This is a genomic window from Klebsiella sp. K5-306 (genome assembly GCF_051835185.1).
Lineage (GTDB): Bacteria > Pseudomonadota > Gammaproteobacteria > Enterobacterales > Enterobacteriaceae > Klebsiella > Klebsiella oxytoca.
In genome coordinates this window covers 147,407-171,840 of sequence record NZ_JAIFJY010000002.1, presented here as the reverse complement: position 1 = coordinate 171,840, position 24,434 = coordinate 147,407, and the positions used below count along the sequence as shown (strand labels likewise).

21 protein-coding genes are annotated in these 24,434 nt (G+C 56.0%); 10 read left to right on the top strand and 11 right to left on the bottom strand.

The genetic code is table 11. From position 1 onward, the window contains the following. Positions 1–7: 7 nt before the first annotated feature. Both glpX and fpr read left to right on the top strand, forming a co-directional pair. Positions 8–1,018, top strand: a complete 1,011-nt coding sequence (glpX, locus tag K2184_RS04490) for a class II fructose-bisphosphatase (protein ID WP_016809637.1) — start codon at positions 8–10, stop codon at positions 1,016–1,018. A 95-nt stretch (positions 1,019–1,113) separates the two neighbouring features. Next, positions 1,114–1,860, top strand: a complete 747-nt coding sequence (gene fpr / locus K2184_RS04485; RefSeq protein WP_004106932.1) for a ferredoxin--NADP(+) reductase — start codon at positions 1,114–1,116, stop codon at positions 1,858–1,860. Here fpr and K2184_RS04480 read toward each other — a convergent pair whose 3' ends face one another. After that, positions 1,861–2,289 carry a DUF805 domain-containing protein gene (locus tag K2184_RS04480; protein WP_049127702.1) on the bottom strand — a complete coding sequence of 143 codons (429 nt, stop codon included), beginning with the start codon at positions 2,287–2,289 and terminating at the stop codon, positions 1,861–1,863. It abuts the gene before it with no gap. 112 nt (positions 2,290–2,401) lie between these two features. Here K2184_RS04480 and K2184_RS04475 point away from each other — a divergent pair, with 112 nt between their 5' ends. Next, a complete protein-coding gene (locus K2184_RS04475; protein ID WP_049127701.1) occupies positions 2,402–3,001 on the top strand; it encodes a DUF1454 family protein in 600 nt (199 codons plus the stop codon). A gap of 108 nt (positions 3,002–3,109) precedes the next feature. Beyond that, complete coding sequence (tpiA, locus tag K2184_RS04470) at positions 3,110–3,877, top strand: triose-phosphate isomerase (RefSeq protein WP_004106939.1); 768 nt, start codon at positions 3,110–3,112, stop codon at positions 3,875–3,877. 105 nt (positions 3,878–3,982) lie between these two features. Here the strand turns inward: tpiA and K2184_RS04465 are convergent, their stop codons facing one another. The 8 genes from K2184_RS04465 to zapB form a co-directional block, all read right to left on the bottom strand. Further along, positions 3,983–5,287, bottom strand: coding sequence for an SLC13 family permease (locus K2184_RS04465; protein WP_163524746.1), 1,305 nt, complete (start codon positions 5,285–5,287; stop codon positions 3,983–3,985). A gap of 99 nt (positions 5,288–5,386) precedes the next feature. After that, positions 5,387–6,109: a GntR family transcriptional regulator gene (locus K2184_RS04460; protein ID WP_004106944.1), complete on the bottom strand. Its 723-nt coding sequence runs from the start codon at positions 6,107–6,109 to the stop codon at positions 5,387–5,389. Between the two features lie 62 nt (positions 6,110–6,171). After that, a complete protein-coding gene (locus K2184_RS04455; RefSeq protein WP_004106952.1) occupies positions 6,172–7,212 on the bottom strand; it encodes an ADP-ribosylglycohydrolase family protein in 1,041 nt (346 codons plus the stop codon). A gap of 9 nt (positions 7,213–7,221) precedes the next feature. Beyond that, positions 7,222–8,181 carry an aminoimidazole riboside kinase gene (locus K2184_RS04450; RefSeq protein WP_004106956.1) on the bottom strand — a complete coding sequence of 320 codons (960 nt, stop codon included), beginning with the start codon at positions 8,179–8,181 and terminating at the stop codon, positions 7,222–7,224. Positions 8,182–8,191: 10 nt separating this feature from the next. Next, the gene (locus K2184_RS04445; protein WP_123830047.1) at positions 8,192–9,526 is read right to left on the bottom strand and encodes an MFS transporter; all 1,335 of its coding nucleotides are present in this window, start codon (positions 9,524–9,526) and stop codon (positions 8,192–8,194) included. Between the two features lie 266 nt (positions 9,527–9,792). Then, on the bottom strand, positions 9,793–10,554 hold the full coding sequence (locus tag K2184_RS04440) for a CDP-diacylglycerol diphosphatase (RefSeq protein ID WP_004116499.1): 762 nt from the start codon (positions 10,552–10,554) through the stop codon (positions 9,793–9,795). Between the two features lie 217 nt (positions 10,555–10,771). Continuing rightward, the gene (locus K2184_RS04435; RefSeq protein ID WP_004106966.1) at positions 10,772–11,761 is read right to left on the bottom strand and encodes a sulfate ABC transporter substrate-binding protein; all 990 of its coding nucleotides are present in this window, start codon (positions 11,759–11,761) and stop codon (positions 10,772–10,774) included. Positions 11,762–11,911: 150 nt separating this feature from the next. Next, the gene (gene zapB, locus K2184_RS04430; RefSeq protein ID WP_009652751.1) at positions 11,912–12,157 is read right to left on the bottom strand and encodes a septal ring assembly protein ZapB; all 246 of its coding nucleotides are present in this window, start codon (positions 12,155–12,157) and stop codon (positions 11,912–11,914) included. A gap of 443 nt (positions 12,158–12,600) precedes the next feature. Here zapB and K2184_RS04425 point away from each other — a divergent pair, with 443 nt between their 5' ends. Both K2184_RS04425 and glpK read left to right on the top strand, forming a co-directional pair. Beyond that, a complete protein-coding gene (locus K2184_RS04425; RefSeq protein ID WP_004106970.1) occupies positions 12,601–13,452 on the top strand; it encodes an MIP/aquaporin family protein in 852 nt (283 codons plus the stop codon). Between the two features lie 21 nt (positions 13,453–13,473). Continuing rightward, complete coding sequence (glpK, locus tag K2184_RS04420; RefSeq protein ID WP_004106971.1) at positions 13,474–14,985, top strand: glycerol kinase GlpK; 1,512 nt, start codon at positions 13,474–13,476, stop codon at positions 14,983–14,985. A 220-nt stretch (positions 14,986–15,205) separates the two neighbouring features. Here glpK and gltS read toward each other — a convergent pair whose 3' ends face one another. Further along, positions 15,206–16,408, bottom strand: coding sequence for a sodium/glutamate symporter (gene gltS / locus K2184_RS04415; RefSeq protein ID WP_004116504.1), 1,203 nt, complete (start codon positions 16,406–16,408; stop codon positions 15,206–15,208). Between the two features lie 286 nt (positions 16,409–16,694). Between gltS and K2184_RS04410 the strand changes: the two genes are divergently transcribed. The 4 genes from K2184_RS04410 to K2184_RS04395 all read left to right on the top strand — a co-directional run bounded on the left by K2184_RS04410 (position 16,695) and on the right by K2184_RS04395 (position 23,308). Next, entirely contained in the window at positions 16,695–18,086 is a 1,392-nt protein-coding gene (locus tag K2184_RS04410; RefSeq protein ID WP_004106976.1) for a nucleobase:cation symporter-2 family protein, read from the top strand. A gap of 145 nt (positions 18,087–18,231) precedes the next feature. Further along, on the top strand, positions 18,232–19,947 hold the full coding sequence (locus K2184_RS04405) for an AsmA family protein (protein WP_163524742.1): 1,716 nt from the start codon (positions 18,232–18,234) through the stop codon (positions 19,945–19,947). A 408-nt stretch (positions 19,948–20,355) separates the two neighbouring features. Continuing rightward, entirely contained in the window at positions 20,356–21,915 is a 1,560-nt protein-coding gene (locus tag K2184_RS04400) for a PTS transporter subunit EIIC (protein ID WP_004106980.1), read from the top strand. 13 nt (positions 21,916–21,928) lie between these two features. Next, positions 21,929–23,308, top strand: coding sequence for a family 4 glycosyl hydrolase (locus tag K2184_RS04395; protein ID WP_004106983.1), 1,380 nt, complete (start codon positions 21,929–21,931; stop codon positions 23,306–23,308). Positions 23,309–23,404: 96 nt separating this feature from the next. On the opposite strand, the gene K2184_RS04390 is transcribed toward K2184_RS04395, so the two are convergent. Continuing rightward, positions 23,405–24,136, bottom strand: a complete 732-nt coding sequence (locus tag K2184_RS04390) for a MurR/RpiR family transcriptional regulator (RefSeq protein ID WP_004106985.1) — start codon at positions 24,134–24,136, stop codon at positions 23,405–23,407. Positions 24,137–24,434 lie beyond the last annotated feature (298 nt).

Sequence of the window (24,434 nt, the reverse complement as noted above, 5' to 3'; positions counted from 1 at the left end):
GTGGATTATGAAACGAGAACTGGCCATCGAATTTTCGCGCGTCACCGAAGCCGCCGCGCTGGCAGGCTATAAATGGTTAGGCCGTGGTGATAAAAACACCGCCGACGGCGCCGCCGTCAACGCCATGCGCATTATGCTCAACCTGATCAACATCGACGGTACTATCGTGATTGGCGAAGGCGAAATCGACGAAGCGCCGATGCTGTATATAGGCGAACGCGTCGGTACCGGCAACGGTGATGCGGTAGACATCGCCGTCGATCCCATTGAAGGCACCCGCATGACGGCGATGGGCCAGGCCAACGCGCTGGCGGTGATGGCGGTAGGCGATAAAGGCTGTTTCCTGAACGCGCCGGATATGTACATGGAAAAGCTGATTGTCGGTCCGGGCGCGAAAGGCACCATCGATCTGAACCTGCCGCTGGCGGAAAACTTGCAAAACATCGCCCGCGCGCTGAATAAGCCACTAAGTGAATTAACCGTTACCATCTTAGCCAAGCCGCGCCATGACGAGGTCATCGTTGAGCTGCAAAAACTGGGCGTGCGCGTATTTGCTATTCCCGACGGCGACGTTGCCGCCTCTATTCTGACCTGCATGCCGGATAGCGAAGTTGACGTTATGTACGGTATCGGCGGTGCCCCGGAAGGGGTCGTTTCAGCGGCGGTGATCCGCGCGCTGGACGGCGATATGCACGGTCGTCTGCTGGCGCGCCACCACGTTAAGGGCGACAGTGAAGAGAACCGCCGCATCGGCGAGAACGAGCTGGCACGCTGTCAGGCCATGGGCATCGAAGCAGGCAAAGTGCTGCGTCTGGACGATATGGCGCGCAGCGACAACGTCGTTTTCTCGGCGACGGGCATCACCAAAGGCGATCTGCTGGACGGTATTACCCGTAAAGGTAATATGGCCACCACCGAAACCCTACTGATCCGCGGTAAATCCCGCACTATCCGCCGAATTCAGTCGATTCATTATCTCGATCGCAAAGATCCGGATATCCAGCTACACATCCTGTAAAACATTTGATCAATAGAGCTTTCCAGCCTTTTCGGGCTGGAAATCTGCTCTCGTCGCGGTGAAGATACGCTAACAGGATTGAGAGGAGAGACGCTATGGCAAACTGGGTTACAGGCAAAGTCGTAAAAGTTCAAAACTGGACGGATGCACTGTTTAGCCTCATCGTTCACGCACCGGTTGAACCGTTCACCGCAGGGCAGTTTGCCAAACTGGGGCTGGATGTCGACGGTGAACGCGTGCAGCGCGCCTATTCCTACGTCAATGCTCCCAGTAATCCCGATCTTGAGTTCTACCTGGTGACGGTTCCGGAAGGCAAACTTAGCCCACGGCTGGCGGCGCTGAAGCCGGGCGATGAAGTGCAGGTGGTCAGCGAAGCGGCCGGCTTCTTCGTGCTCGAAGAGGTGCCGGATTGCGACACCCTGTGGATGCTCGCCACCGGCACGGCGATTGGCCCGTATCTGTCAATTCTCGAAGAAGGGAAGGACCTGGATCGTTTTAAAAATCTCGTACTGGTGCACGCCGCGCGCTATGCCGCGGATCTCAGCTATCTGCCGCAGATGCAGGCGCTGGAAGCGCGCTATGCGGGCAAGCTGCGCATCCAGTCGGTCGTCAGTCGGGAAACCGCGCCGGGCATGCTCACGGGACGTATCCCGTTCCTGATTGAAACCGGCGCGCTGGAAGAGGCCGTCGGCCTGCCAATGAACGCCGAGAGTAGCCACGTCATGCTGTGCGGTAACCCGCAGATGGTGCGCGACACTCAGCAGCTGCTGAAAGAGACCCGGCAGATGAGCAAGCATCTGCGCCGCCGACCGGGTCATATGACCGCCGAACACTACTGGTAATCAGGGCTCCGCTTTCCAGCGCACGTCCAGCGTCTCTTTGCCAAACTTATTTGCCCCCTGGGTGCCGACAAACGCCCCCAGGTCGATAAGCATCATCACGATAATCAGCGTCGGTATAAACCGCCCGACGCCCCACTGCCAGACGCCCGGCAGCATCGACCAGTTACCCGCCAGCAGCATCCACGCCAGAATCATCAGCAGCGCCCAGAGGCCGGATTTCCCCCGGTCGTGCAGACGTTTAACGGTCACCGCCGCCGTCGGCCACAGCAGGCATACCAGAATAAACGCCGCGGTCTGTAAGTTGAGTAGGTTACTGCCAGCCAGCGTGAACAGCGCGCTCATGGTCGCAATCCAGATAGCAATCCAGATCCAGAAGTCGCGACGTCCAATCCGCCCTTTAATTGAGAATAGCCACTGCTGTAGGGTCATGTTTTATTCCTTATCATCATCACCGACGTAGTTTACCCTGAAGGCGTGACTTTTTGACAAGCGTGACGGTTCTCGTTTTAATCGTCGGCAGACAAAAAAAGGAAAGATGGGCATGAAGAAGTGGGCAACTTTATATTTAATTGGGCTGACGGCGCTATCCGTCGGCCAAAATGCGTTGTCCGCCGAGCCTGACTCCGCCGCTACGGCGCCCTATCTTCTCTCCGGCGCGCCGGTGTTTGATATCTCCATCAGCGCGTTTCGGGAAAAATTCAATACCGATAACCCGAGGCTTTTGCTCAATGAGTTTCGCGCCGTCGCCTCCAGTAAAGACCAGGCGAATTTGACCCGCGCCGCCACCAGGATCAACGACAATCTTTATGCCTCGACCGCGCTTGAGCGCGGTACGCTTAAAATTAAATCGATGCAGATAACCTGGCTGCCGATTCAGGGGCCGCAGCAGAAAGCAGCGAAAGCCCGGGCCCTCGAGTATATGAGCGCCGTCATGCGCGCGTTCGTGCCGACGCTCAGCCAGGCGCAGAGCCAACAGAAGCTACAAAAGCTGCTGGCCGCCGGAAAAGGCAAACGGTACTTTTCGGAAACCGAAGGCGCAGTACGCTATGTGGTGGCGGACAACGGCGAAAAGGGGCTGACCTTCGCTGTTGAACCGATTAAGCTGGCGCTATCTGAAACGCTGGAAAACAACAATAAATGACAAAAAGCAAAGCCTTTCCAGTGATGAATCTCTATACTGTTTCACAGACCATGCTGCCCGCGGGGGCGGCTATATTCCTTAATTCGCTTTAAAGCGTGGAGAATAAAAATGCGACATCCTTTAGTGATGGGTAACTGGAAACTGAACGGCAGCCGCCACATGGTAAACGAACTGGTCGCGAACCTGCGTACCGAACTGGCAGGCGTTACCGGCTGTGCAGTTGCCATTGCTCCGCCTGAGATGTACATCGACCTGGCTAAACAAGCCGCTGCCGGCAGCCACATTCACCTGGGCGCGCAGAACGTTGATCTGAACCTGTCCGGCGCATTCACCGGCGAAACCTCTGCCGAAATGCTGAAAGACATCGGCGCTGAATACATCATCATCGGCCACTCCGAGCGTCGTACCTACCACAAAGAGTCCGACGAGTTTATCGCTAAGAAATTCGCGGTACTGAAAGAGCAGGGCCTGATCCCGGTACTGTGCATCGGTGAAACCGAAGCGGAAAACGAAGCGGGCAAAACCGAAGAAGTGTGCGCACGTCAGATCGACGCCGTTCTGAAAACCCAGGGCGCGGCGGCGTTCGAAGGCGCGGTTATCGCTTACGAACCGGTATGGGCGATCGGTACCGGCAAATCCGCTACCCCGGCTCAGGCTCAGGCAGTACACAAATTCATCCGCGATCACATTGCGAAAGCCGATGCGAAAGTGGCTGAACAAGTCATTATCCAGTACGGCGGTTCCGTTAACGCGGGCAACGCAGCAGAACTGTTCACCCAGCCGGACATCGACGGCGCGCTGGTTGGCGGCGCATCCCTGAAAGCGGACGCTTTCGCGGTAATCGTTAAAGCAGCAGAAGCCGCGAAAAAAGCGTAATTCGCTTTACAGGCACTCCCCGGTCGCGCTTCGCAACCGGGGAGTGCCTGGTAGCCCGGACAGGTGCGCAGCGCCGCCTCCGGGAAAATCCCCGAACGAAACAGGCTACAGTTTGCCCAACGCCTGATACCACAGATAGTCCAGCGGCAGCAGAATTAAATAGCTCACCGCCGCCAGCGCAATACACAGCAGCATTCCCGCCCGTGCAGGTACTTTCCCTAGCCCCATCGCCACTACAATCGGTGACGCCTGATACGGCAACAGCGGCGTGGAGTATCCCAGCACCTGAATCATAATCACGCTCAGCAGCGGGAAGCCGGTCGCATCGGAGAAGCTCTGTGCGAAAGTGGTATACAGCGCCGGTACGCCGTTCGCGGTCATAATAAAGTTTAGCGCGCTGGTAATACCGGTCAGCGCGAGAAAGCTGGTAAACGGGCTCTCTTTATCCAGCGGCATAATCTGCAGCAGGGCATTCCCCACCACACCGCCGATCCCGGTCTGGGTCACGGTGATTGCCAGCCCCAAAATTCCGGCGACGTAAATACAGGTGCGGATGTTCACGCCGCTGGAAAACTCCTCGCCGCGGATAAAACCGACTCGCGGCAGCAGCGTTATCACCGCCGCCGCCAGCCCCGTCCAGGCTGGCCCTATGCCGTGCCAGCTCTCCGTCACCCAGAGCGTCAGCACCACGACCAGCAGCCAGGCAAGGCGCTTCTCATCGCGGCTCATCGGCGGCAGCGGCGACAGATCGCGCGGCGGATGCGGTTTCCCCGGGAACAGCCAGCATATCAGCACGATCAGCGCCGCCCCCTTGAGCCAGCCGAGCACCGGCGTATGCAGCAGTAAATAGGGCAGATAATTCAGATGGATACCGTACGATCCCTCCGCCGCGCCGCTCATCACCAGATTCGGGACGTTCGCCGGTAAAATAGTGGCAGACAGCTGGAAGGTACCGAACCCCACCGCCAGCGCCAGGCCAAACCAGGGGCGCGTTCCCTCTTCAATACCGGCACGCCTGGCCATTGCCGCCACAATCGGCATCAGCAGCGCGATGCGCCCCATATTGGACGGCATCACAAACGCCAGCGCATAGCTGAGCAGCACCACGCTGCCGACCATCAGCGGCCAGGAATCCGTCAGACGCGACGAAAGCGCCCGTGCCGCCCTGTCCGCCAGCCCGGTTTTGCGGATAGCGATCCCCAGCACAAAGCCGCTGAACACCAGCCAGAATGCCGACGACGCGAAGCCGCCGAAAATCACCTCCGGCGGCGCGATTTTAGCGATCATCGCTGCGGCAAAAAACAGCAGCGCGGTCATAAACTCCGGCAGGAGCGATGTCGCCCAAAGCAGGATAGTGAGGCCAACGATAATTGAAGGAAGGAACAGAGGATGGGACAACCAGAGCGACATACCTGTCTCCTGTCGGTTTTTTCAGCAAGAATACGACGGACAACAGGGCAGGTAAACGCCAGATATAGTGGGGGTTATGACAACTCTGGTGCGGGCAGATTAGTGATAATGAATTTCGCCAAAGTATTCCGACAGCACGTAATAGCGGCAATATTCGAAAGGGCTGTTATGCCCGGCCTGAAACGTCTGTCTGGCGACGGATAATAGTGGTTTATTCGCCGCAATCTGCAGCTTTTCGCACAGGTCGGCGGAAGGTAAGATCGCCTCCACCTTTTCAGTCGCCGAGTCACTGGTGACGTTTAATAGCGAATAAAGCGACGTATGCTCCAGCGCCTCTGGCGTGAGCTGCAGATTGGGAAAGAAGCTAAGATCGAGATAGATCTTTTCATGGTTAAACGGGCGATTGTTCAGGCAACGAATACGCGAGATATAGAGATAATGATGATGGGCGGGCAGGCTCAAACCATCTGCCTGAGCGTCACGTGCGCGACGCGGCGCGATCTCAAGAATACGGTTCTCTATCTCGACGCTGGCATCCTGAAGATCGCTGGTAATGCCGCGAAACGTGTGGCCGTAGCTTACTCCCTCCGGCACAGAGCACACTACCGATCCGCTTCCGCGCTGGGACGAAATAATGCCCGCATTGATTAATTCGCTCCAGGCCTGTTTAACCACGATGAGCGAGACGTTATAGGCTCTGGCAACCTCTTTTTGCGTCGGCAGCTGGCTGCCTAACGGCAAGGACCCATTCTGAATCTGCTGACAGATGATAAAAAATAGTTGCTTATAAAGCGGAGTAAAGCTCGTTTTATCAACCTGCAAACTGCGCACCTCACGTCTTCGCCAGCAGGGGACGTTTTACCGTCCCCGGCAGGGTGAATTCGCTACCCTGCGATTTGCCTGGCCAGTTGTGCCAAATCGAAATGATTCATACGATCCACGGTCGTTAAATAATCGGCGGGAAAAGCCTCCACGCCATGGAATGCGCCGGAAATCGCTCCGACCATGGTAGCGACAGTATCAGTATCATTGCCGATATTAACGCCGGAGATAATAGCATCTACGGCAGAATTCGGACAACACGCGAACAGGCCAAAGGCCGCCGGTACGGCTTCGCTGACGTGCAGCCCGGAACCAATAATATCGGCAAGTTCCACCACCGCCGTTTCCCAATGACGATGCCGTTGACCGATAGCCACGGCCAGTTCGATGCGTCGGGCAACGGATGGGCCTGCCACCATCATCGCCCCTTGATCCTGCGCCAGCAGATAGCCTCTTTGCGCGCCATAAATACCGGCGGCAATAATGGTGTCCGCATTGGTCTGCGATCGTAACGCTTCGCTGGTTGCCGCCGCCATCGCCGCTGCGCCGGACATCGCCAGCACGTTATTATGCGTAAAGCGGCAAATCTGCAGCGCGCAGTGAATCGCCGCATCAATATCTCCCGGATGCAGTACCGCCGCAGGCCAAATCTTCATGGCGGCGCCGTTGGTGGCTTCCGCGTTTCCCTTATTAATAATCTGTACCGACTGCTTTTCGCCTTCAAGATCACCCTGCAAAGAGGCGCGATGGTCATTGAATATCGCTTTCATTGCCGCACGCGTTGTCGGGCCGGTAAAGTTGGCGTAGTAAGGGTAATCCAGCCACTGCTGAAAGGCTTCGCGCATCGCCTCATCGCTGACCTGGCGCTGGTGGCGCAGCAGCGCGTCCATAATGTATTTCGCCTGAATAAAATCATCCGTGCACATACCCGCTTCGTTACAGCGACCAAACGTATCCGCTGGCGGTTTTTGAAAGGTCGTCACCCAGCCGCCGAAATAGTCCTTAATTTGCTGCTGAGTCCGTACTTCCGTCGCCGCGCCCATCGCGTCCGCGGCGGCGGCACCCACCAGGCATCCCAGTATTTTGTTTTGATCAACGTGCATGATGACTCCTTATTTCACGGTCATGGCTTGTGCCAGCGAACGGCTGGACAGAAAAGTATTGAGCTGGTCGGGAAACGGCAGAGCAGTCATTGCCCCTTTTGCCGTCACCGCCATCGCTCCGCAGGCGTTGGCATTGCTGATCGCCTCCGCCAGCAGGGCATGATTCCAGTGGTTTTCGCGGGAAAGCGTGAACAGCAGGCCGCCAACAAAGGCATCACCGGCTCCGGTGGTATCGACGACCTCCACGCGCGGGGCAGGAAAAAGGAACTCTCCCTCGGCGGTGATGAGCAACGCCCCTTCGGCCCCCAACGAAATGATGGTGGTCTCGCAGCCCAGATCGCGCATGTAATACCGCGCATCCTGCCAATGGCTGGCGCCGCTCAGCTGACACAGCTCATCTGCCGAGACTTTGCAGATAGACGCCAGCGCAGCGGAGCGGGCGATCAGGTCAGGGATCTCAGCGGCATTGCGCCACATCTTGCTGCGCAAGTTGACATCAAACAGAACGTAGCCGCCGGCCTCCCGCATTCTTCGCGCGCCCTCAAGGCATGCCTCGCGAGCGGGGCTGTCGGTGAGACCAATGGAGCTAAAGTAAAACCATTCGTATTTTCTGAACGTCGGCAGATCCTGAGGTGAAACGAAGGTATCAGCCCCCGGATGTACCAGATAGGTAAAGCTGCGCTCGCCGTCAGCCGTCAGATTGACAATCAGTACCGCGCTGGTCAGGCTCGCATCCAGCCGCAGCGAAGAGACATCGACGCCGTTATCCTGAAAAACCTGGCGCAGGAAATGCCCGGCGTCATCGTCGCCAAGGCAGCCGATAAAACCGCACGTTCCGCCCAGCCTGGCAACGCAGACCCCCACGTTCGCCGAAGCGCCTCCGGGACATTTCAGGTAGCTGTTCTGTTTTTCCGGTACCAGGTCTACGGAGGCGTCGCCGATCGCCCAAACCTTATTCATGGCATTCATTTACGCCTCCTTATGCCTGTTTTTGCGCAAGGGCTAGCTGAATATCACGATAATATTCGTTATTAATCAGATACTTTTTCATAAGTAGCCCAACCGCAAGATGGAAAAGGGCCGGAATGAGCGTCATCATCAGCGCAATACCGGTGAGCGAACGCGCGCTCTGTTCAACGTCGGCCTGATAGCCAAAGTGGCTCAGCAGAAATCCCAGTACGCCCCCCGCGATCCCCATACCAAACTTCTGGAAGAAGAGAATGCCGCCAAACGCGAGGCCGGATACCCGCAGCCCGGTTTTCTTTTCGCCATAATCCACCGCTTCGGCGATAGAGGACCAGAACACCGGCATTTGCATATCGCAGAAGAAATTAATAAGAAAATAGAACGTAAATGCCAGGATAAGATTTTCACGCCCAACGAAGAAATACATCAGCGCGCTTAGTACAAAGGTAATAATCTGGGTGTAGCGGAACATCTTAATCTTATCCCAGAATTTAGTTATCCAGGTGGTGGCGATCATCGCCAGAATAGAGGCGACAACACCGGTAGTCAGAAAAGGTGAAATCAGGCTATCGCCGCCATTAAGATAATACTTGGCATAATAGGCCGCGACGGAACCGCGAATAACGTAACCGCACATCAGCAGTAAAATAACAACCCCAAGAATAATCCACTGATCGTTACGTAACAGATACTTAAACTGCTTCCCTACCGATAGCGAAGTAATTTCCGGCTCGCTACGTTCACGAGTGGTGAGAAAACAGAAGATAAACAGCAGGGCCCCCATCGCGCCCATTAGCCCCATAGAAAACTGGTAACCCAGGGCCTTGTTGCCCTGCCCAAGCCAGACGGCAAGCATCGGGACGACAATAGTCACCAGAAAAGCGGCAATTTTGGTCATCACAAAGCGATAGCCGTTTGCGCTTAGCCGTTCCACGGGATCGCTGGTAATCACGCCAATCATCGAGATATAGGGAATAGTGATAGCGGTATAGACCAGGGTCATCAGAATATAGGTGCCATAGGCCCACGCCAGCTTAGCCATATAAACCATATCAGGCGTGATAAACATTAAATAAACGGCGAAGCCAAAAGGGATGGCAAACCACAGCAGCCACGGGCGATAGCGTCCCCAGCGCGTATTCAGCTTATCGGTAAGGACGCCCATGGCCGGATCGATAATGGCATCGATCATCCGCACAACCACGAAAAGTACGCCAACATCAGCGGCGCTCAGGCCGTAGATATCGGTATAAAAATAGGCGAGAAGCAGCTGCATGGCGATGATCACAACGTTTATCGCCATATCTCCTGCGCCGAAGCCGAGTTTTTCCACGATAGAAAGTTTCATGTTGATATTCCTTTACGCTTAGCCGCGCAAATAGAGGAAACAATTAATGATGTCACTACATGAAATAAAAACGTTTTTATAAATAAGCCGCCTGTCCGACACGCAATAGAGGCTATGAAGAGAGTGTAACCACCCTCAAAAAGATATAAAGGTATACCTTTATATCTTTTGATCGGTTTCACATATTTTTATGCACCCGATCCTACCCCGGCGTTAAACCGGGATAAGAATCAAGGAGATAATGAATAGCGGGAACGTAAAGAAAATTAACGGGATGCGAGAATGGCGCAGCTATGGTCCTGAACCTCTTCTGCCGATGCGCGATTCAGCGTCAGCAGGTTACGCTCGGTTGCCAGCAGCAGCAGCGAGCCGTCGCTCTGCTTCGCCATCGCCAGCGCGAAACGGCCCATATGTTCTCTCGCTTCCGGCACCTCTTCAGCCAGCATCAGGAACGGACTGCGCTGCGCCAGTTCGGTTTCGGTTACGCGGCGCGCCAGATATTCATGGCCCATGAGCCCACCGGGCAGCGGTAACCAGCGGCTGCTGATAGCGGCAGCCTGGCTATCCAGCTGATGGCGCACATCAGGTCGCAGGCAGGAGATATGAATATGGAAATGATTTTGCGTGCGTCCGCTGCGCGAGTTGATGGCCAGCGAGACCGCCTCATCCGGTACGGCAGAGCCACGGTGCTGGCTCATGATTTCGCGTCCCTGCCAGGCTTGCCAGAAGAAGTTCGGCGTCAGCGGTTCAAGCAGCAGCGGGCTTTCAGTGCCGTTGATACGGTAGGTTGGCATCAGCAAATACTGCAGCGGGCCATTGCGGTCCTTAAACAGGACATAGCCGCCCTTCAGGTTCACTTCCGCGCAGGGCGCGGGATTGTGATTCTGCTGTTGATGAGGGACGCACTGTTGCAGAACAATGTGACGCAACGCGTCACGGTTGCCGGAATGAAGCCAGTAGTAGCCGCCAGCCATCGCCGCCACAACCACCACCACCAGCGCTAATAAAAGGGGTCGTACTCTTCGCATTATTTTTTCCTGTCTCAGCCAGAAACGGAAGAGTAGCGCAGTTTGATGACTAAATGAAAACGGGAGGAGGTACGGTGAGTTTTGCCGGAAGCGGTGCTTAACGCGCCTGAGCGGGCTACCAGACTACTCTGCCCCGGGTCGCGGCTTACGCCTTACCCGGGCGACAAGCGTTGTCGCCCCGCTACGCGCAGCGCGAGCGGGGATAAGGAGAGACTATTTAACGCTGGTTGATCTGGTCAAAGGTGCCGCCGTTGGAGAAGTGCTCTTTCTGCGCTTTAGTCCAGCCGCCAAACACGTCATCGATGGTGAACAGCTTCAGTTTCGGGAACTCATCCGCGTATTTTTTCGCGATTTCTGGGTCACGCGGACGATAGAAGTTCTTCGCCGCAATCTCCTGGCCTTCCGGCGAGTAGAGATACTTCAGATACGCTTCCGCCACCTGGCGAGTGCCCTTTTTGTCGACCACTTTATCCACCACGGAAACGGTCGGCTCGGCCAGAATCGATTCGCTCGGGGTGACGATCTCGAATTTGTCTTTACCCAGTTCGTTGGTCGCCAGCAGGGCTTCGTTTTCCCAGGCAATCAGCACATCGCCGATCCCGCGTTCCACAAAGGTGTTGGTCGAACCGCGGGCGCCGGAATCCAGTACTTCGACGTTCTTAAACAGCGCTTTTACGAACTCCTGCGCCTTAGCCTGGTCACCGTTGTTCTGGTGCAGGGCATAGCCCCAGGCCGCCAGATAGTTCCAGCGCGCGCCGCCGGAGCTTTTCGGGTTCGGGGTAATCACCGACACGCCCGGTTTGATCAGGTCGTTCCAGTCATGAATCTGCTTCGGGTTACCTTTACGTACGAGGAACACGATGGTTGAGGTATACGGCGCGGAGTTATCCGGCAGACGCTTCAGCCAGTTTTTGTCGATTCGTCCACGCTCGGCGATCGCATCGACGTCATAGGCCAGCGCAAGGGTCACCACATCGGCTTCAATGCCGTTGATCACCGAGGTCGCCTGTTTGCCGGAGCCGCCGTGTGACTGACGAATCACCACGTTGTCGCCGGTTTCTTGCTTCCAGTGCGCGCTAAAGGCTTTGTTGTACTGTTCGTACAGCTCGCGCGTCGGATCGTAAGAAACGTTTAATAGCTGAATGTCTTTTGCCAGAACGCTGGCGGATGCCAGCAACAGAGTTAACCCCACGCCCCACTTATTCATCGCACCGCTCTCTATATGTAGTGTTGTGATGGATTAAGCGTGCCAGAAAGCAGACTGATGATTAAAGAATAAAAAAAGATTGGCTATAACTTGTGAGTATATAGAGCGAGGTGAGTTTGCCTCCTCCCGAACGGGAGGAGGCGGGAAGCATTAGACTTCTTCCATACGGCCCAGCAGCGCCTGCAGACGATCCTGCCAGCCCTGCTGCTGTTCTTTAAGCTGACCGTTTTCACGCTCAAGCTCTTCACGGCTATGCTGGGCGCTCTGTACTTCCTGCGCCAGCGTATTGTTCTTTTCTTTCAGCTCTTCGATTTCCATCTGTAACAGAGTGATGGTATCAATCGCCTGCTGAACTTTAGATTCTAATTTCTCAAACACTTCTAATGACATCGTCATACCTCTCCTGAACTTGCAAGGCGTTGATAGAAACCGTCCGTTTCGTATACGCGTTGACGCCTTAACGAAAATTAGCGCACTACAGTGGTGATGTAGTCGATTGTATGAAGCCCCGCCGCCCCTGTCCAGCGACAACCCGCGTAGATTGCGGTTTGCAACACTTTTCAGTCTTTACCTGGTCCGTTCGCCGCTTTTACCCGGTACTTTTTCGTAATTGTTTATCACCTCGTTAAAAAAATGAGCGGTGAAACGCTCCCGCAAATGACCGAACACGCGTTTATGGCGCGAAAACGCTCATTTTCTTGACGAGGTACACACATTTGAATTTCGATATTTCTCGTTTTTGTTCGTTAACGATAAATTAACACTATGCCTACATGGCAGCGTGGTCGCCTGCGACCTTCACACATACAATAATCATCACTTCGCTTCAGGATTCGATTATGAGCCAAACATCAACACTAAAAGGCCAGTGCATCGCAGAGTTCCTCGGTACCGGGTTGTTGATCTTTTTCGGCGTTGGGTGCGTCGCTGCGCTTAAGGTCGCGGGAGCCAGCTTCGGTCAGTGGGAAATCAGCATCATCTGGGGTCTGGGCGTCGCCATGGCGATTTACCTGACCGCAGGGGTTTCCGGTGCGCACCTTAACCCGGCGGTGACCATCGCGCTGTGGCTGTTCGCCTGCTTTGACGGTCGTAAAGTTGTTCCTTTTATCATTGCGCAATTCGCTGGCGCCTTTTGCGCTGCGGCTTTAGTTTACGGGCTTTATTACAATCTTTTCTTCGATTTCGAACATACCCACAATATGGTGCGCGGTAGCGTCGAAAGTCTTGAGCTGGCAGGTATTTTCTCTACCTATCCAAACCCGCATATCAATTTTGTGCAGGCCTTCGCGGTAGAAATGGTGATTACCGCTATCCTGATGGGCGTCATTCTGGCGCTGACCGATGATGGCAACGGCGTGCCGCGCGGCCCGCTGGCGCCGCTGCTGATTGGTCTGCTGATCGCCGTCATTGGCGCATCCATGGGCCCGCTGACCGGCTTCGCCATGAACCCGGCGCGTGATATCGGACCGAAAGCCTTCGCCTGGCTGGCAGGCTGGGGCAACGTCGCCTTCACGGGCGGCAAAGATATTCCTTATTTTCTGGTGCCGCTGTGTGCGCCAATCGTCGGTGCTGCGCTGGGCGCATTCTGCTACCGCAAGCTGATTGGCCGCCACCTGCCTTGCGACACCTGCGTCGTTGAAGAGAAAGAAGCCGCATCTCCCTCTACGACACAACACAAAGCTTCGCTGTAATCTGACTACGGGACTCATACTATGACCGACAAAAAATATATCGTAGCGCTCGACCAGGGCACCACCAGCTCCCGCGCCGTGGTAATGGATCACGATGCCAATATCGTCAGCGTCTCTCAGCGAGAATTCGAACAAATTTATCCGCGTCCAGGCTGGGTTGAGCACGACCCGATGGAAATCTGGGCATCGCAAAGCTCTACGCTGGTTGAAGTGCTGGCAAAGGCCGATATCAGTTCCGATGAAATCGCCGCGATCGGCATTACCAACCAGCGTGAAACCGCCATCGTGTGGGAGCGCGAAACCGGTAAGCCGATTTATAACGCCATCGTCTGGCAGTGCCGCCGTACCGCCGAGATCTGCGAACAGCTCAAGCGCGACGGCATGGAAGAGTACATCCGTAAGGCAACTGGCCTGGTGGTTGACCCCTACTTCTCCGGAACCAAAGTGAAGTGGATCCTTGACCACGTCGAAGGTGCGCGCGAGCGCGCAAAACGCGGCGAGCTGCTGTTCGGCACAGTAGACACCTGGCTTATCTGGAAAATGACCCAGGGACGCGTTCACGTTACCGACTACACCAACGCCTCGCGTACCATGCTGTTCAATATCCACGAACTGGACTGGGACGACAAAATGCTCGACGCGCTGGATATTCCGCGCGCCATGCTGCCGGAAGTGCGCAAATCTTCCGAAGTGTACGGCCAGACCAACATCGGCGGTAAGGGCGGCACGCGTATTCCGATCGCCGGCATCGCGGGCGACCAGCAGGCGGCGCTATTCGGCCAGCTGTGCGTTAAAGAGGGGATGGCGAAAAACACCTACGGCACCGGCTGCTTTATGCTGATGAATACCGGCGAGAAAGCGGTGGCATCAACGCACGGCCTGCTGACGACTATCGCCTGCGGCCCGCGCGGTGAAGTGAACTATGCGCTGGAAGGCGCGGTATTTATGGCGGGCGCCTCCATTCAGTGGCTGCGCGATGAGATGAAGCTGATTAGCGACGCGTTCGATTCCGAATATTTCGCCACCAAAGTGAAGGATACCAACGGCGTGTACGTGGTTCCGGCGTTTACCGGGCTCGGCGCGCCTTACTGGGACCCGTATGCCCGCGGGGCGATCTTCGGCCTGACCCGCGGCGTCAATTCCAACCATATTATTCGCGCCACGCTGGAATCGATCGCCTATCAGACCCGCGACGTGCTGGAAGCGATGCAGGCTGACTCCGGGATCCGTCTGCACGCCCTGCGCGTTGACGGCGGCGCGGTCGCCAACAACTTCCTGATGCAGTTCCAGTCCGATATTCTCGGCACCCGCGTAGAACGCCCGGAAGTCCGCGAAGTCACGGCGCTGGGCGCAGCCTATCTGGCCGGTCTGGCGGTGGGCTTCTGGCAGAATCTGGATGAGCTGCAGGAGAAAGCCGTGATCGAGCGCGAGTTCCGTCCGGGAATTGAAACCACCGAGCGTAACTATCGCTACAGCGGCTGGAAGAAGGCGGTAAAACGCGCGCTGGCGTGGGAAGAGCACGACGAAGCGTAAGATTGTTGAGGTATTCCCGGCTGGCGGCGTAAACGCCTTAGCCGGGATACAACCCGCAGACCGCACACCCCGTAGCCCGACTAAGCGCAGCGCGAACCGGGGAGAAACCGCGCCGACGCATAAATCCCGGGGTATCCCCGGGTTGCGGCGTAAACGCCTTAGGCGGGCTACACAGCCCGCAGACCGCATAATCCCGTAGCGCACCGCCTCCGGGTTTTTATCAGCCAAATACCGGCAGCAGCAGATAGAGCTTAATCACCAGCGCGTTAACGATATCGATAAAGAACGCCCCTACCATCGGCACTACCAGAAACGCCATATGCGACGGACCGAAACGATCGGTAATCGCCTGCATATTGGCAATCGCCGTCGGCGTCGCGCCGAGGCCGAAACCACAGTGGCCGGCGGCCAGCACCGCGGCATCGTAGTTTTTACCCATCATTCGATAGGTCACAAACACCGCATACAGCGCCATTGCTATCGTCTGCACCGCCAGAATGGCAATCATCGGCAGCGCCAGCGACGCCAGCTCCCACAGCTTGAGGCTCATCAGGGCCATCGCCAGGAATAGCGACAGGCTGACGTTACCCAGCACCGACACCGCGCGGTCGAATACGCGGTACAGGCCAAGTGCTGACAGGCTATTGCTGAGGATAACGCCGATAAACAGCACGCAAACGAAGGTAGGCAGTTCGAATACGGTCCCCGCCAACAGTTGCGCAACGATCTTCCCTACCGTCAAACAGATGGCGATCAGTGCGATGCTCTCAATCAGCACCAGCGACGTGATCATGCGCCCCATATCCGGCTTTTCAAACGCGGTCGGCGCGAGCTGATCGTCCGGCGTGCCGTCCGGTGATGAAGAGTGTTTGACCAGATAGCGCGCCACCGGCCCGCCGATCAGGCCGCCAAGAACGAGACCGAAGGTTGCGCAAGCCATAGCCACTTCGGTGGCGTTGACAAAGCCATAGCGCTCAATAAACAGTTTACTCCACGCCGCGCCGGTACCGTGGCCGCCGGAAAGGGTAATCGAACCGGCCAGCAGCCCCATCAGCGGGTCGAGGCCCAGCAGCTTCGCCATGCCGATACCGAGGGCGTTTTGCAGCAGCAGCAGCCCCACCACCACGATCAGGAATGTCCCCACCACTTTGCCGCCAGAGCGCAGGCTGGCGAGGTTGGCATTCAGGCCGATAGTGGCGAAGAAAGCCAGCATCAGCGGGTCTTTCAGGCTCATATCGAAATCAATTTCGATATCCATGCTTTTCTTTAATACCAGCAGCGCCAGAGCGACCAGCAGACCGCCCGCCACGGGCTCAGGAATAGTGTATTTCTTCAGGAAAGGGACGGTTTGAACGAGTTTTCTTCCTAGTAGCAACACTAATGTTGCGGCAACGAGCGTCGATAAGGTATCGAGATGAAACATAAAAAGAGCTCCTTATAGGCGCATGATCCATTCACACGCGACGAAATTCCCGGTGTCGATTGCTTCTCATCATGAGTAATCGGGAAGGGATTTTAAGCAGAAGTACGGAAAAAAGGACAGGAAAAGATATTTTGTAGGGATAATGATGCGATCAAGCATACAAAATGTTAATAAATATTTGACACCTATTCCCTGCATAAATATTTGCCGCTAAAGAGTGGCAAACGTTTGCTTTTGGTCTACAGTCCGATAAAATCCCCGCTTTGCCACCTTTGGGATTGTTGTGATGTCCGTTAACACCGCAGAATCAGAAAATGCGCAACCGGTTGCGCATAAGCAAACCAGCGAATTAATCTACCGCCTTGAAGACCGCCCGCCGCTACCGCAAACGCTGTTCGCCGCGTTCCAGCACCTGCTGGCGATGTTTGTCGCGGTTATCACTCCGGCGCTGTTAATTTGTCAGGCTCTGGGCCTCCCGGCTCAGGATACACAACACATCATCAGCATGTCCCTGTTCGCCTCCGGCGTGGCATCCATCATTCAAATTAAAGCCTGGGGCCCGGTGGGTTCTGGTCTGCTTTCGATTCAGGGCACCAGCTTTAACTTCGTCGCTCCGCTGATTATGGGCGGAACCGCGCTGAAAACCGGCGGCGCCGATGTTCCGACCATGATGGCCGCGCTGTTCGGCACCCTGATGCTGGCCAGCTGCACGGAGATGGTTCTCTCGCGCGTTCTGCATCTCGCCCGCCGCATAATCACTCCGCTGGTCTCCGGCGTGGTGGTAATGATTATCGGCCTGTCGCTGATTCAGGTTGGCCTGACCTCCATCGGCGGGGGCTATGCCGCCATGGCCGACCACACCTTCGGCGCGCCAAAAAACCTGCTGCTGGCGGGGATCGTGCTGGCGCTGATTATTATCCTTAACCGCCAGCGCAACCCGTATCTGCGCATCGCTTCGCTGGTTATCGCGATGGCGGCCGGATACCTGGCGGCATGGCTACTCGATATGCTGCCAACCAATACCGCACCGACGGAAAGCAGCCTGATTATGGTTCCCACGCCGCTGTACTACGGGCTGGGCATCGACTGGAATCTGCTGCTGCCGCTGATGCTGGTGTTTATGATTACCTCGCTGGAAACCATCGGCGATATCACCGCCACCTCTGACGTTTCCGAGCAGCCGGTTTCCGGCCCGCTATATATGAAGCGTCTGAAGGGCGGCGTGCTGGCCAACGGTCTGAACTCGTTTGTTTCGGCGGTATTCAACACCTTCCCGAACTCCTGCTTTGGCCAGAACAACGGCGTGATTCAGTTGACCGGCGTCGCCAGCCGCTATGTTGGTTTTGTGGTCGCGCTGATGCTGATCGTGCTCGGCCTGTTCCCGGCGGTGAGCGGCTTCGTGCAGCATATTCCTGAGCCGGTGCTCGGCGGCGCAACGCTGGTGATGTTCGGCACCATTGCCGCCTCCGGCGTGCGTATCGTCTCCCGCGAGCCGCTGAACCGCCGCGCGATCCTGATTATCGCCCTGTCGCTGGCCGTCGGCCTTGGCGTTTCCCAGCAGCCGCTGATCCTGCAGTTCGCCCCTGACTGGCTGAAGAATCTGCTCTCCTCCGGTATCGCCGCCGGCGGTATCACGGCGATTGTTCTGAATCTGATTTTCCCGCCAGAGAAAAACTGATCCTCTCTGATGCTCCGGCCGCGCAACGTCGGCCGGAGCGCAAACATCATCAACCTCACATCATCTCATTACACAATTCCTGTCTTGAGGATTGCGCATAATTCGGGCATAACAGCCTTATGTGCCTCGCTCAGGATCGAAGATCATGAAATTTCTCAGAAAGCTGATTCTCTGGCTGCTGATTGCTCTGCTGGTAGTGATTATTGCCGCTTATTTCCTGCTGCAAACCCAGTGGGGAGGGCGTCAGGCCAGCGCCTGGCTAAGCGACGGTACCGGCTGGAAGGTCTCTTTCAACAAAATGGACCATAATTTCTCTTCGCCACTGCACCTGCAGCTGCAAAACGTCACCCTCGGTCGCGACGGCAAACCCGCCACGCTGGTGGCGCAAACCGTGGATATCGGATTTAGCAGCCGCCAGTTTAGCGACCCGCTGCATGCTGACGAAATCATTCTCAGCGACGGTACGCTAAACTTCTCCCCTTCTTCCGCAGCGCTGCCGTTCGCCGCCGATCGTCTCCGGTTGCGCAATATGGCGTTCAACAGCCCGGAGAGCGACTGGGATCTGAGCGCGCAGCGCGTCACCGGCGGCGTCAGCCCGTGGGCGCCGGAAGCGGGTAATGTGCTGGGCAAGAAAACGCAAATTCAGATGAGCGCCGGGTCGATGACGCTCAACGGTATTGAAGCCAGCAACGTGCTGATTCAGGGGAATATCGATAACGGCGAAGTGACGCTCTCGACCCTCGGGGCGGACGTCGCTCGCGGCACGCTCACCGGCACGGCAAAACGCAGCGCCGACGGCGGCTGGCAGGTCGATAATTTGCGCCTCAACGAGATCCGTCTGCAAAGCGATAAATCACTCGCCGACTTTTTCACGCCGCTGACCACCCTGCCCTCGCTGCAGATTGGCCGCCTTGACGTGACCGACGCCAGCCTGCAGGGGCCTGACTGGGCGATCGCTGGCCTCGACCTTAATCTGCGCAACCTGACCTTGAGCCGCGGCGACTGGCAAAGCCAGGATGGCACGCTGTCGATGAACGCCAACGAGTTTATTTACGGTTCGCTGCACTTCCTCGACCCAATCCTTAACGCCGGATTCTCCCCGCAGGGTATCGCGCTGCGCCAGTTCACCTCACGCTGGGAGGGCGGGATGGTGCGCACGTCCGGCAACTGGCTGCGCGCCGACCATGCCCTCGTGCTGGACGACACCGCGTTCGCCGGACTGGAATATACGCTGCCGACCAACTGGAAGCAGCTATGGATGGCGCCGCTTCCCGAGTGGCTGCAAAGCCTGACGCTGAGAAAGTTCAGCGCCAGCCGCAACCTCATTATCGATGTTGAACCGGCGTTCCCGTGGCAAATCACCGCGCTCGACGGCTACGGCGGCGAGCTGCAGCTGGTGAAAAACCGCAGCTGGGGCGTGTGGAACGGTAGCGCGACGCTGAACGCCGCCGCCGCGACCTTTAATCGTGTTGATGTCCGCCGCCCGTCGCTGAAGCTGAGCGCCAATGCCTCAACGGTGAACGTTAACGAGCTCAGCGCCTTTACCGAGCGTGGGATCCTGCAAGCCACCGCGGCGGTGTCGCAGCTTCCGCAGCGTCAGGTCAACCTGAGCCTGAGCGGTCGCGGCGTGCCGCTAAATATTTTGCAGGCCTGGGGCTGGCCAGCGCTGCCGATATCCGGCGATGGTAATCTCCAGCTAACGGCGACCGGCAGCGTGCTGCCAGATGCGCCGCTGAAGCCAACCGTTAACGGTCAGCTCAGCGCAGTCAATATGGAGAAACAGCAGGTAGCGCAGGTCATGCGCAACGGTGAAGTTACCAGCGCTCAGGCTCCTTCTGCTCCGATAATGTCTACCCCTTAATTTCCCCTCACCCTAACCCTCTCCCCGCCGAGGAGAGGGAACCGCCCTCTGCACTCTTTATTTTTTTATCCCCACACCGATCGACCCCCTCTCCCTTTCAGGGAGAGGTTTGGGGTGAGGGTTATATAATATCCTTAATGGTGAAACCTGTTGCCATTTAGCGGCTATTTGTACCTATTTTCCGCAACCTGTTCCTTTTAAATAGCGGACTTGCTATAACAAAAATACTGGAAGCGAAAAAAATAATTAAAGTCCCTGAACCTATACCCAAAATAATTCGAGTTGCTTAAAGGCGGCAAGGGAGTGAGTCCCCAGGAGCATAGATAACTATGTGACTGGGGTGAGCGAGCGTAGCTAACACATAAGCAACTTGAAGTATGACGGGTATACAAAAATAAAGGAACGACCATGTCCGTAATACGTCAACGTATTCTGGAGAATATGCAAAAATTCTCCAGAGCAATGATCGGTGCAGTATTGTTCTTGCCGGTCATCGGCTTAATTTTGGCACTCAGCTCAGTCTTAACCAACCCAACATTAATTTCGGAGACCAGCTTTTTACACCAGCTTGGACAGCTACTCGGCGATACCTTCTGGCCTTTATTCGGCAATCTGGGATTACTCTTTTGCGTCGGCATCAGCTATGGCCTGGCAAAAGATAAAAAAACCGAAGTCGCGCTGGTTTCAGTGATGTGTTTTATTATGTTTCTTGGCGCCAACCACTCCTGGCTGGAGCATACTCACGGCCTGGCGGAAAAAATTAACGGCGAATATTACGGCACCGGGCAAACCCAACTGCTGGGCTTTGTGGTGGTCGATATGGGGGTTTTCCTCGGCATTATTCTCGGCTGCACCATCGCCTGGGTGCATAACAAAGTATCGACTATTGAGCTACCCGGAGCGCTCTCCATGTACGGCGGGGCCAAGCTGACACTGGTGGCGATGACGCCGGTCATCATTTTCTACGCCATCGCTTTTACCTGGATCTGGCCGTTTATGACCCACGGCATCGCGGCGCTGACCGGCTTTATGAAAAACGCCGGCGTGGCGGGGGTCTTCGTTTACGGCTTCTTTGAAAAATTCCTCATCCCCACCGGCCTGCACCACTTCGTCTGGTCGCCGTTCCAGCTCACGCAAATCGGCGGCACGCTGAACGTCGACGGGCAGATAGTCTCCGGAACCCAGGCGATTTTCCTCGCCTATATGCGTCACCCGGATCTGACGCCGGTGATGAACGAGGCGCTGCGTTTCTCACAGCAGGGGATGACCACCATCTTCGGCCTGGCCGGCGCCTCGCTGGCGTTCTACCATACGGCGAAACCGGAGAAAAAAATGATGGCTAAAGCGATTCTGCTACCGGCCATTATCACTTCCATGCTCACCGGTATCACCGAGCCGATTGAGTTTACCTTTCTGTTCGTTTCCCCGCTGCTGTGGGTGATCCATGCTACCTTAACCGCAGCTTCGCAGGCGATTTGCGACATCTTTACCGTCCGTCCGTGGGGCGCCTCGGGGCTGATTGAGTTTCTGATTTACAACCTGCCGCTGCCGGTCGCCCTGACCCGCTGGCCCGGCTACGTGCTCATCGGGATCGGCCAGTTCGCCGTCTACTACGTTATCTTCCGCACGCTGGTCGTTAAGTTGAATCTCAAAACGCCGGGCCGTGAAGACGATGAAAACGTGAAGTTATATAGCAAAGCTGATTATCGTAAAAAAATGGGCGAACCGCAGTCGGTGACCAACGAGATTATTAATGGCTTAGGCGGCAAAGCGAATATTATTTCCGTCGACAACTGTTTTACCCGCCTGCGCGTCGCTATTCACAATATGGATTTAGTTGATGATGCAATATTAAAAAGCACCGGTGCAAACGGCGTAGTACGAAATCGAAATGAAGTTCAGGTTATTTACGGCGTCAAAGTGGGACAGGTCCGTTCCCGGGTTGATAGCTGGCTAGCAGAAAATTAATTAGGAGTTGTTTATGAAATTAACCGTATTAGGCGGGGGCGGCGTTCGCTCTGCGTTCCTGGCAAAATCTCTGGCATATAACGCGCACCGCATTGGTTTAACGGAAGTTGTATTTCTCGACAGCTCCGCTGAGAATCTGGCAATTTTTGGCGAAATCGCCCGCTATGTGTTTAATACGATTCGCCCGGATATTCACTTCAGCGTAACCAGCGACCCGGTGCCGGCACTCAAAAATAGCCACTATGTCATCACCACCCTGCGGGTAGGCGGCGATGAGAGTCGCATTCGCGACGAGCGTATCGCCCTGCAGCACAACACCCTGGGCCAGGAGACCACCGGCGCTGGCGGTTTCGCCATGGCGATGCGTTCCATTCCGGCGATTCTTCACTACTGCCGCCTGATTGAAGAGCACGCCGCCGGAGACGCTATTCTTTTTAACTTCACCAACCCGTCAGGGCTGGTCACCGAGGCGATTATCAAATCCGGCTTTAAGCGCCGGGTGTACGGCATCTGCGACGCGCCGTCGGAGCTGATTCGCGAGCTGCCGGCAATCCTCGGCTGCGACGAGCGCGATCTCGGCGTTGAGTGCTACGGGTTGAACCACTTCTCCTGGTTTACCCACTTCACCGTAAGCGGCGAGGATGTCACCGAGCGCCTGATTACCAGTCCTGAGCTGTATCGTAAGACGGCGATGCAGTATTTTTCGCCGGAGCTGGTTCAGCTATGCGATAAGCAACTGCTTAATGAATATCTTTACTACTACTACTATCGAGAAGTGGCTTTAAAAGCGATTCAGAACGCAGCGGAAACCCGCGGCGAGCAGATTGCCCGTATCAATCACGATATGCGCGAAGAGCTGCGGACCGTGGATGTGAAAGCCAACCCGGAAGCGGCGTTTACCATCTGGATGAAGCACTATCTGCGCCGGGAAAATAGCTATATGCAGAACGAGTCGCAGCAGGAAAAATTCCATACCCGCGAGCCGTTAACCTTAAAGCAGTTTATCGAGGAGCCGGATACCGGCGGCTACGCAGGGGTGGCGCTGGATATTCTGGAGGCGGTCAACAGCACCACCACCAAGCGTATTGTGGTGTCGATGCCCAACAACGGCACGCTGGACTTCCTGCGCCAGGACGACGTGATTGAGATCAGCTGCGATCTCAGTAAAGAGGGCCTGAAGCCGGTGACGCCGAAACATGTGCCGACAGCGCAGAAAAACATGATCGCCAGCGTGAAGGAGTATGAGCGGCTGGCGGTGGCGGCGATTCTGCAGCGGGATAAGTCACTGGCGGTACGGGCGCTGATGGCGCATCCGCTGGTCGGCTCTTATTCGCTGGCAAAAGCGCTTGTTGAAGCTTATCTCGATGATAAGCAGTTCGCCGACTGGCAATAATCCCACCCTCGCGCCACCGCACTCCTCCCGGTGGCGCTGCGCTGACCGGGCTACGGGTTCACCACCGCCTGCGGGGCGGTAGCCCGGACAGGCGCCTCAGGCGCCGCCTCCGGGGATCCCCGTGTGTGTAAACCACATCTTCAGCAGCCGCTCAAACCCGAGTATGCAGTAGCCAAAAAACGGGTTGCTCCAGTAAATATCATCATCGAATTTCTGCGGATCGTGAATAATAAACGCCGTATCCGCCGCCTGCGCCAGCGGGCTTTGATAATCGCCGGTGAAGCAGACCAGATTAATCTTCTTCCCTTCCAGCGCCTTCACCCAGTTCAGCGCCGAACTGCTACGCCCGGATTTGGAAATAATCCAGATCGAATCAAATTTAGCGGCGTTCTTCTGCTCAAGAATTTCGTAATCCGGCCATAGCGCCAGGCTGGCGTTTACCCCGGTCACCAAAAATTTATTGTAAATATACTGGGCGATCAGCTGCGAAAAGCCGCTGCCGTGAATCAAAATGCGATGATGTTGCAGGCTTTCCAGTAGAGAAGTTATCCGCTCTATCGGCTGAATGCTCATGTAGTCGATATCGTTGGTGACATCGAGTTTCGGCATGGTGATATTGAATTTAATAAAATAGACCAGCTCCAGCCAGCCGCTGAATTTCAGTTTCTTCGCCAACCGCACTAGCGAGGAAGGGTTGCTATAACAGTGTTCCGCGACGGCGCGGATCCCCTCGCGCACACATTGCTCAGGGTCATTCTGAATAAAACGCAGCACGGTCATTTCGGTTTTGCTTAGCTTAACGTCACGAAAAATGTTTTCTAAATCCATTCCGGGCTCCTCTCAGCGGTAAACTACGCTATCACCTGACGGCGCGAGTGTCTGTGGGGTGAATCACCAGAATGAAATGAACGTTACTTTTTCAGAAGAAATGGAATAAAAAAACCCTCTCCGCAAACGAAGAGGGCATAGCCTGTAGCCCCGGTAAGCGTCGCGCCACCGGGGAGGATAACCTGAAGCTACATTGCGCCTGTATCCCGGAGGCGGCGCCTGCCGCGCCTTGTCCGTGCTACCTGGCCCACAGGATCCGTAGCCCGGCTAAGCGCAGCGCGAGCCGGGGAGCAGCAGC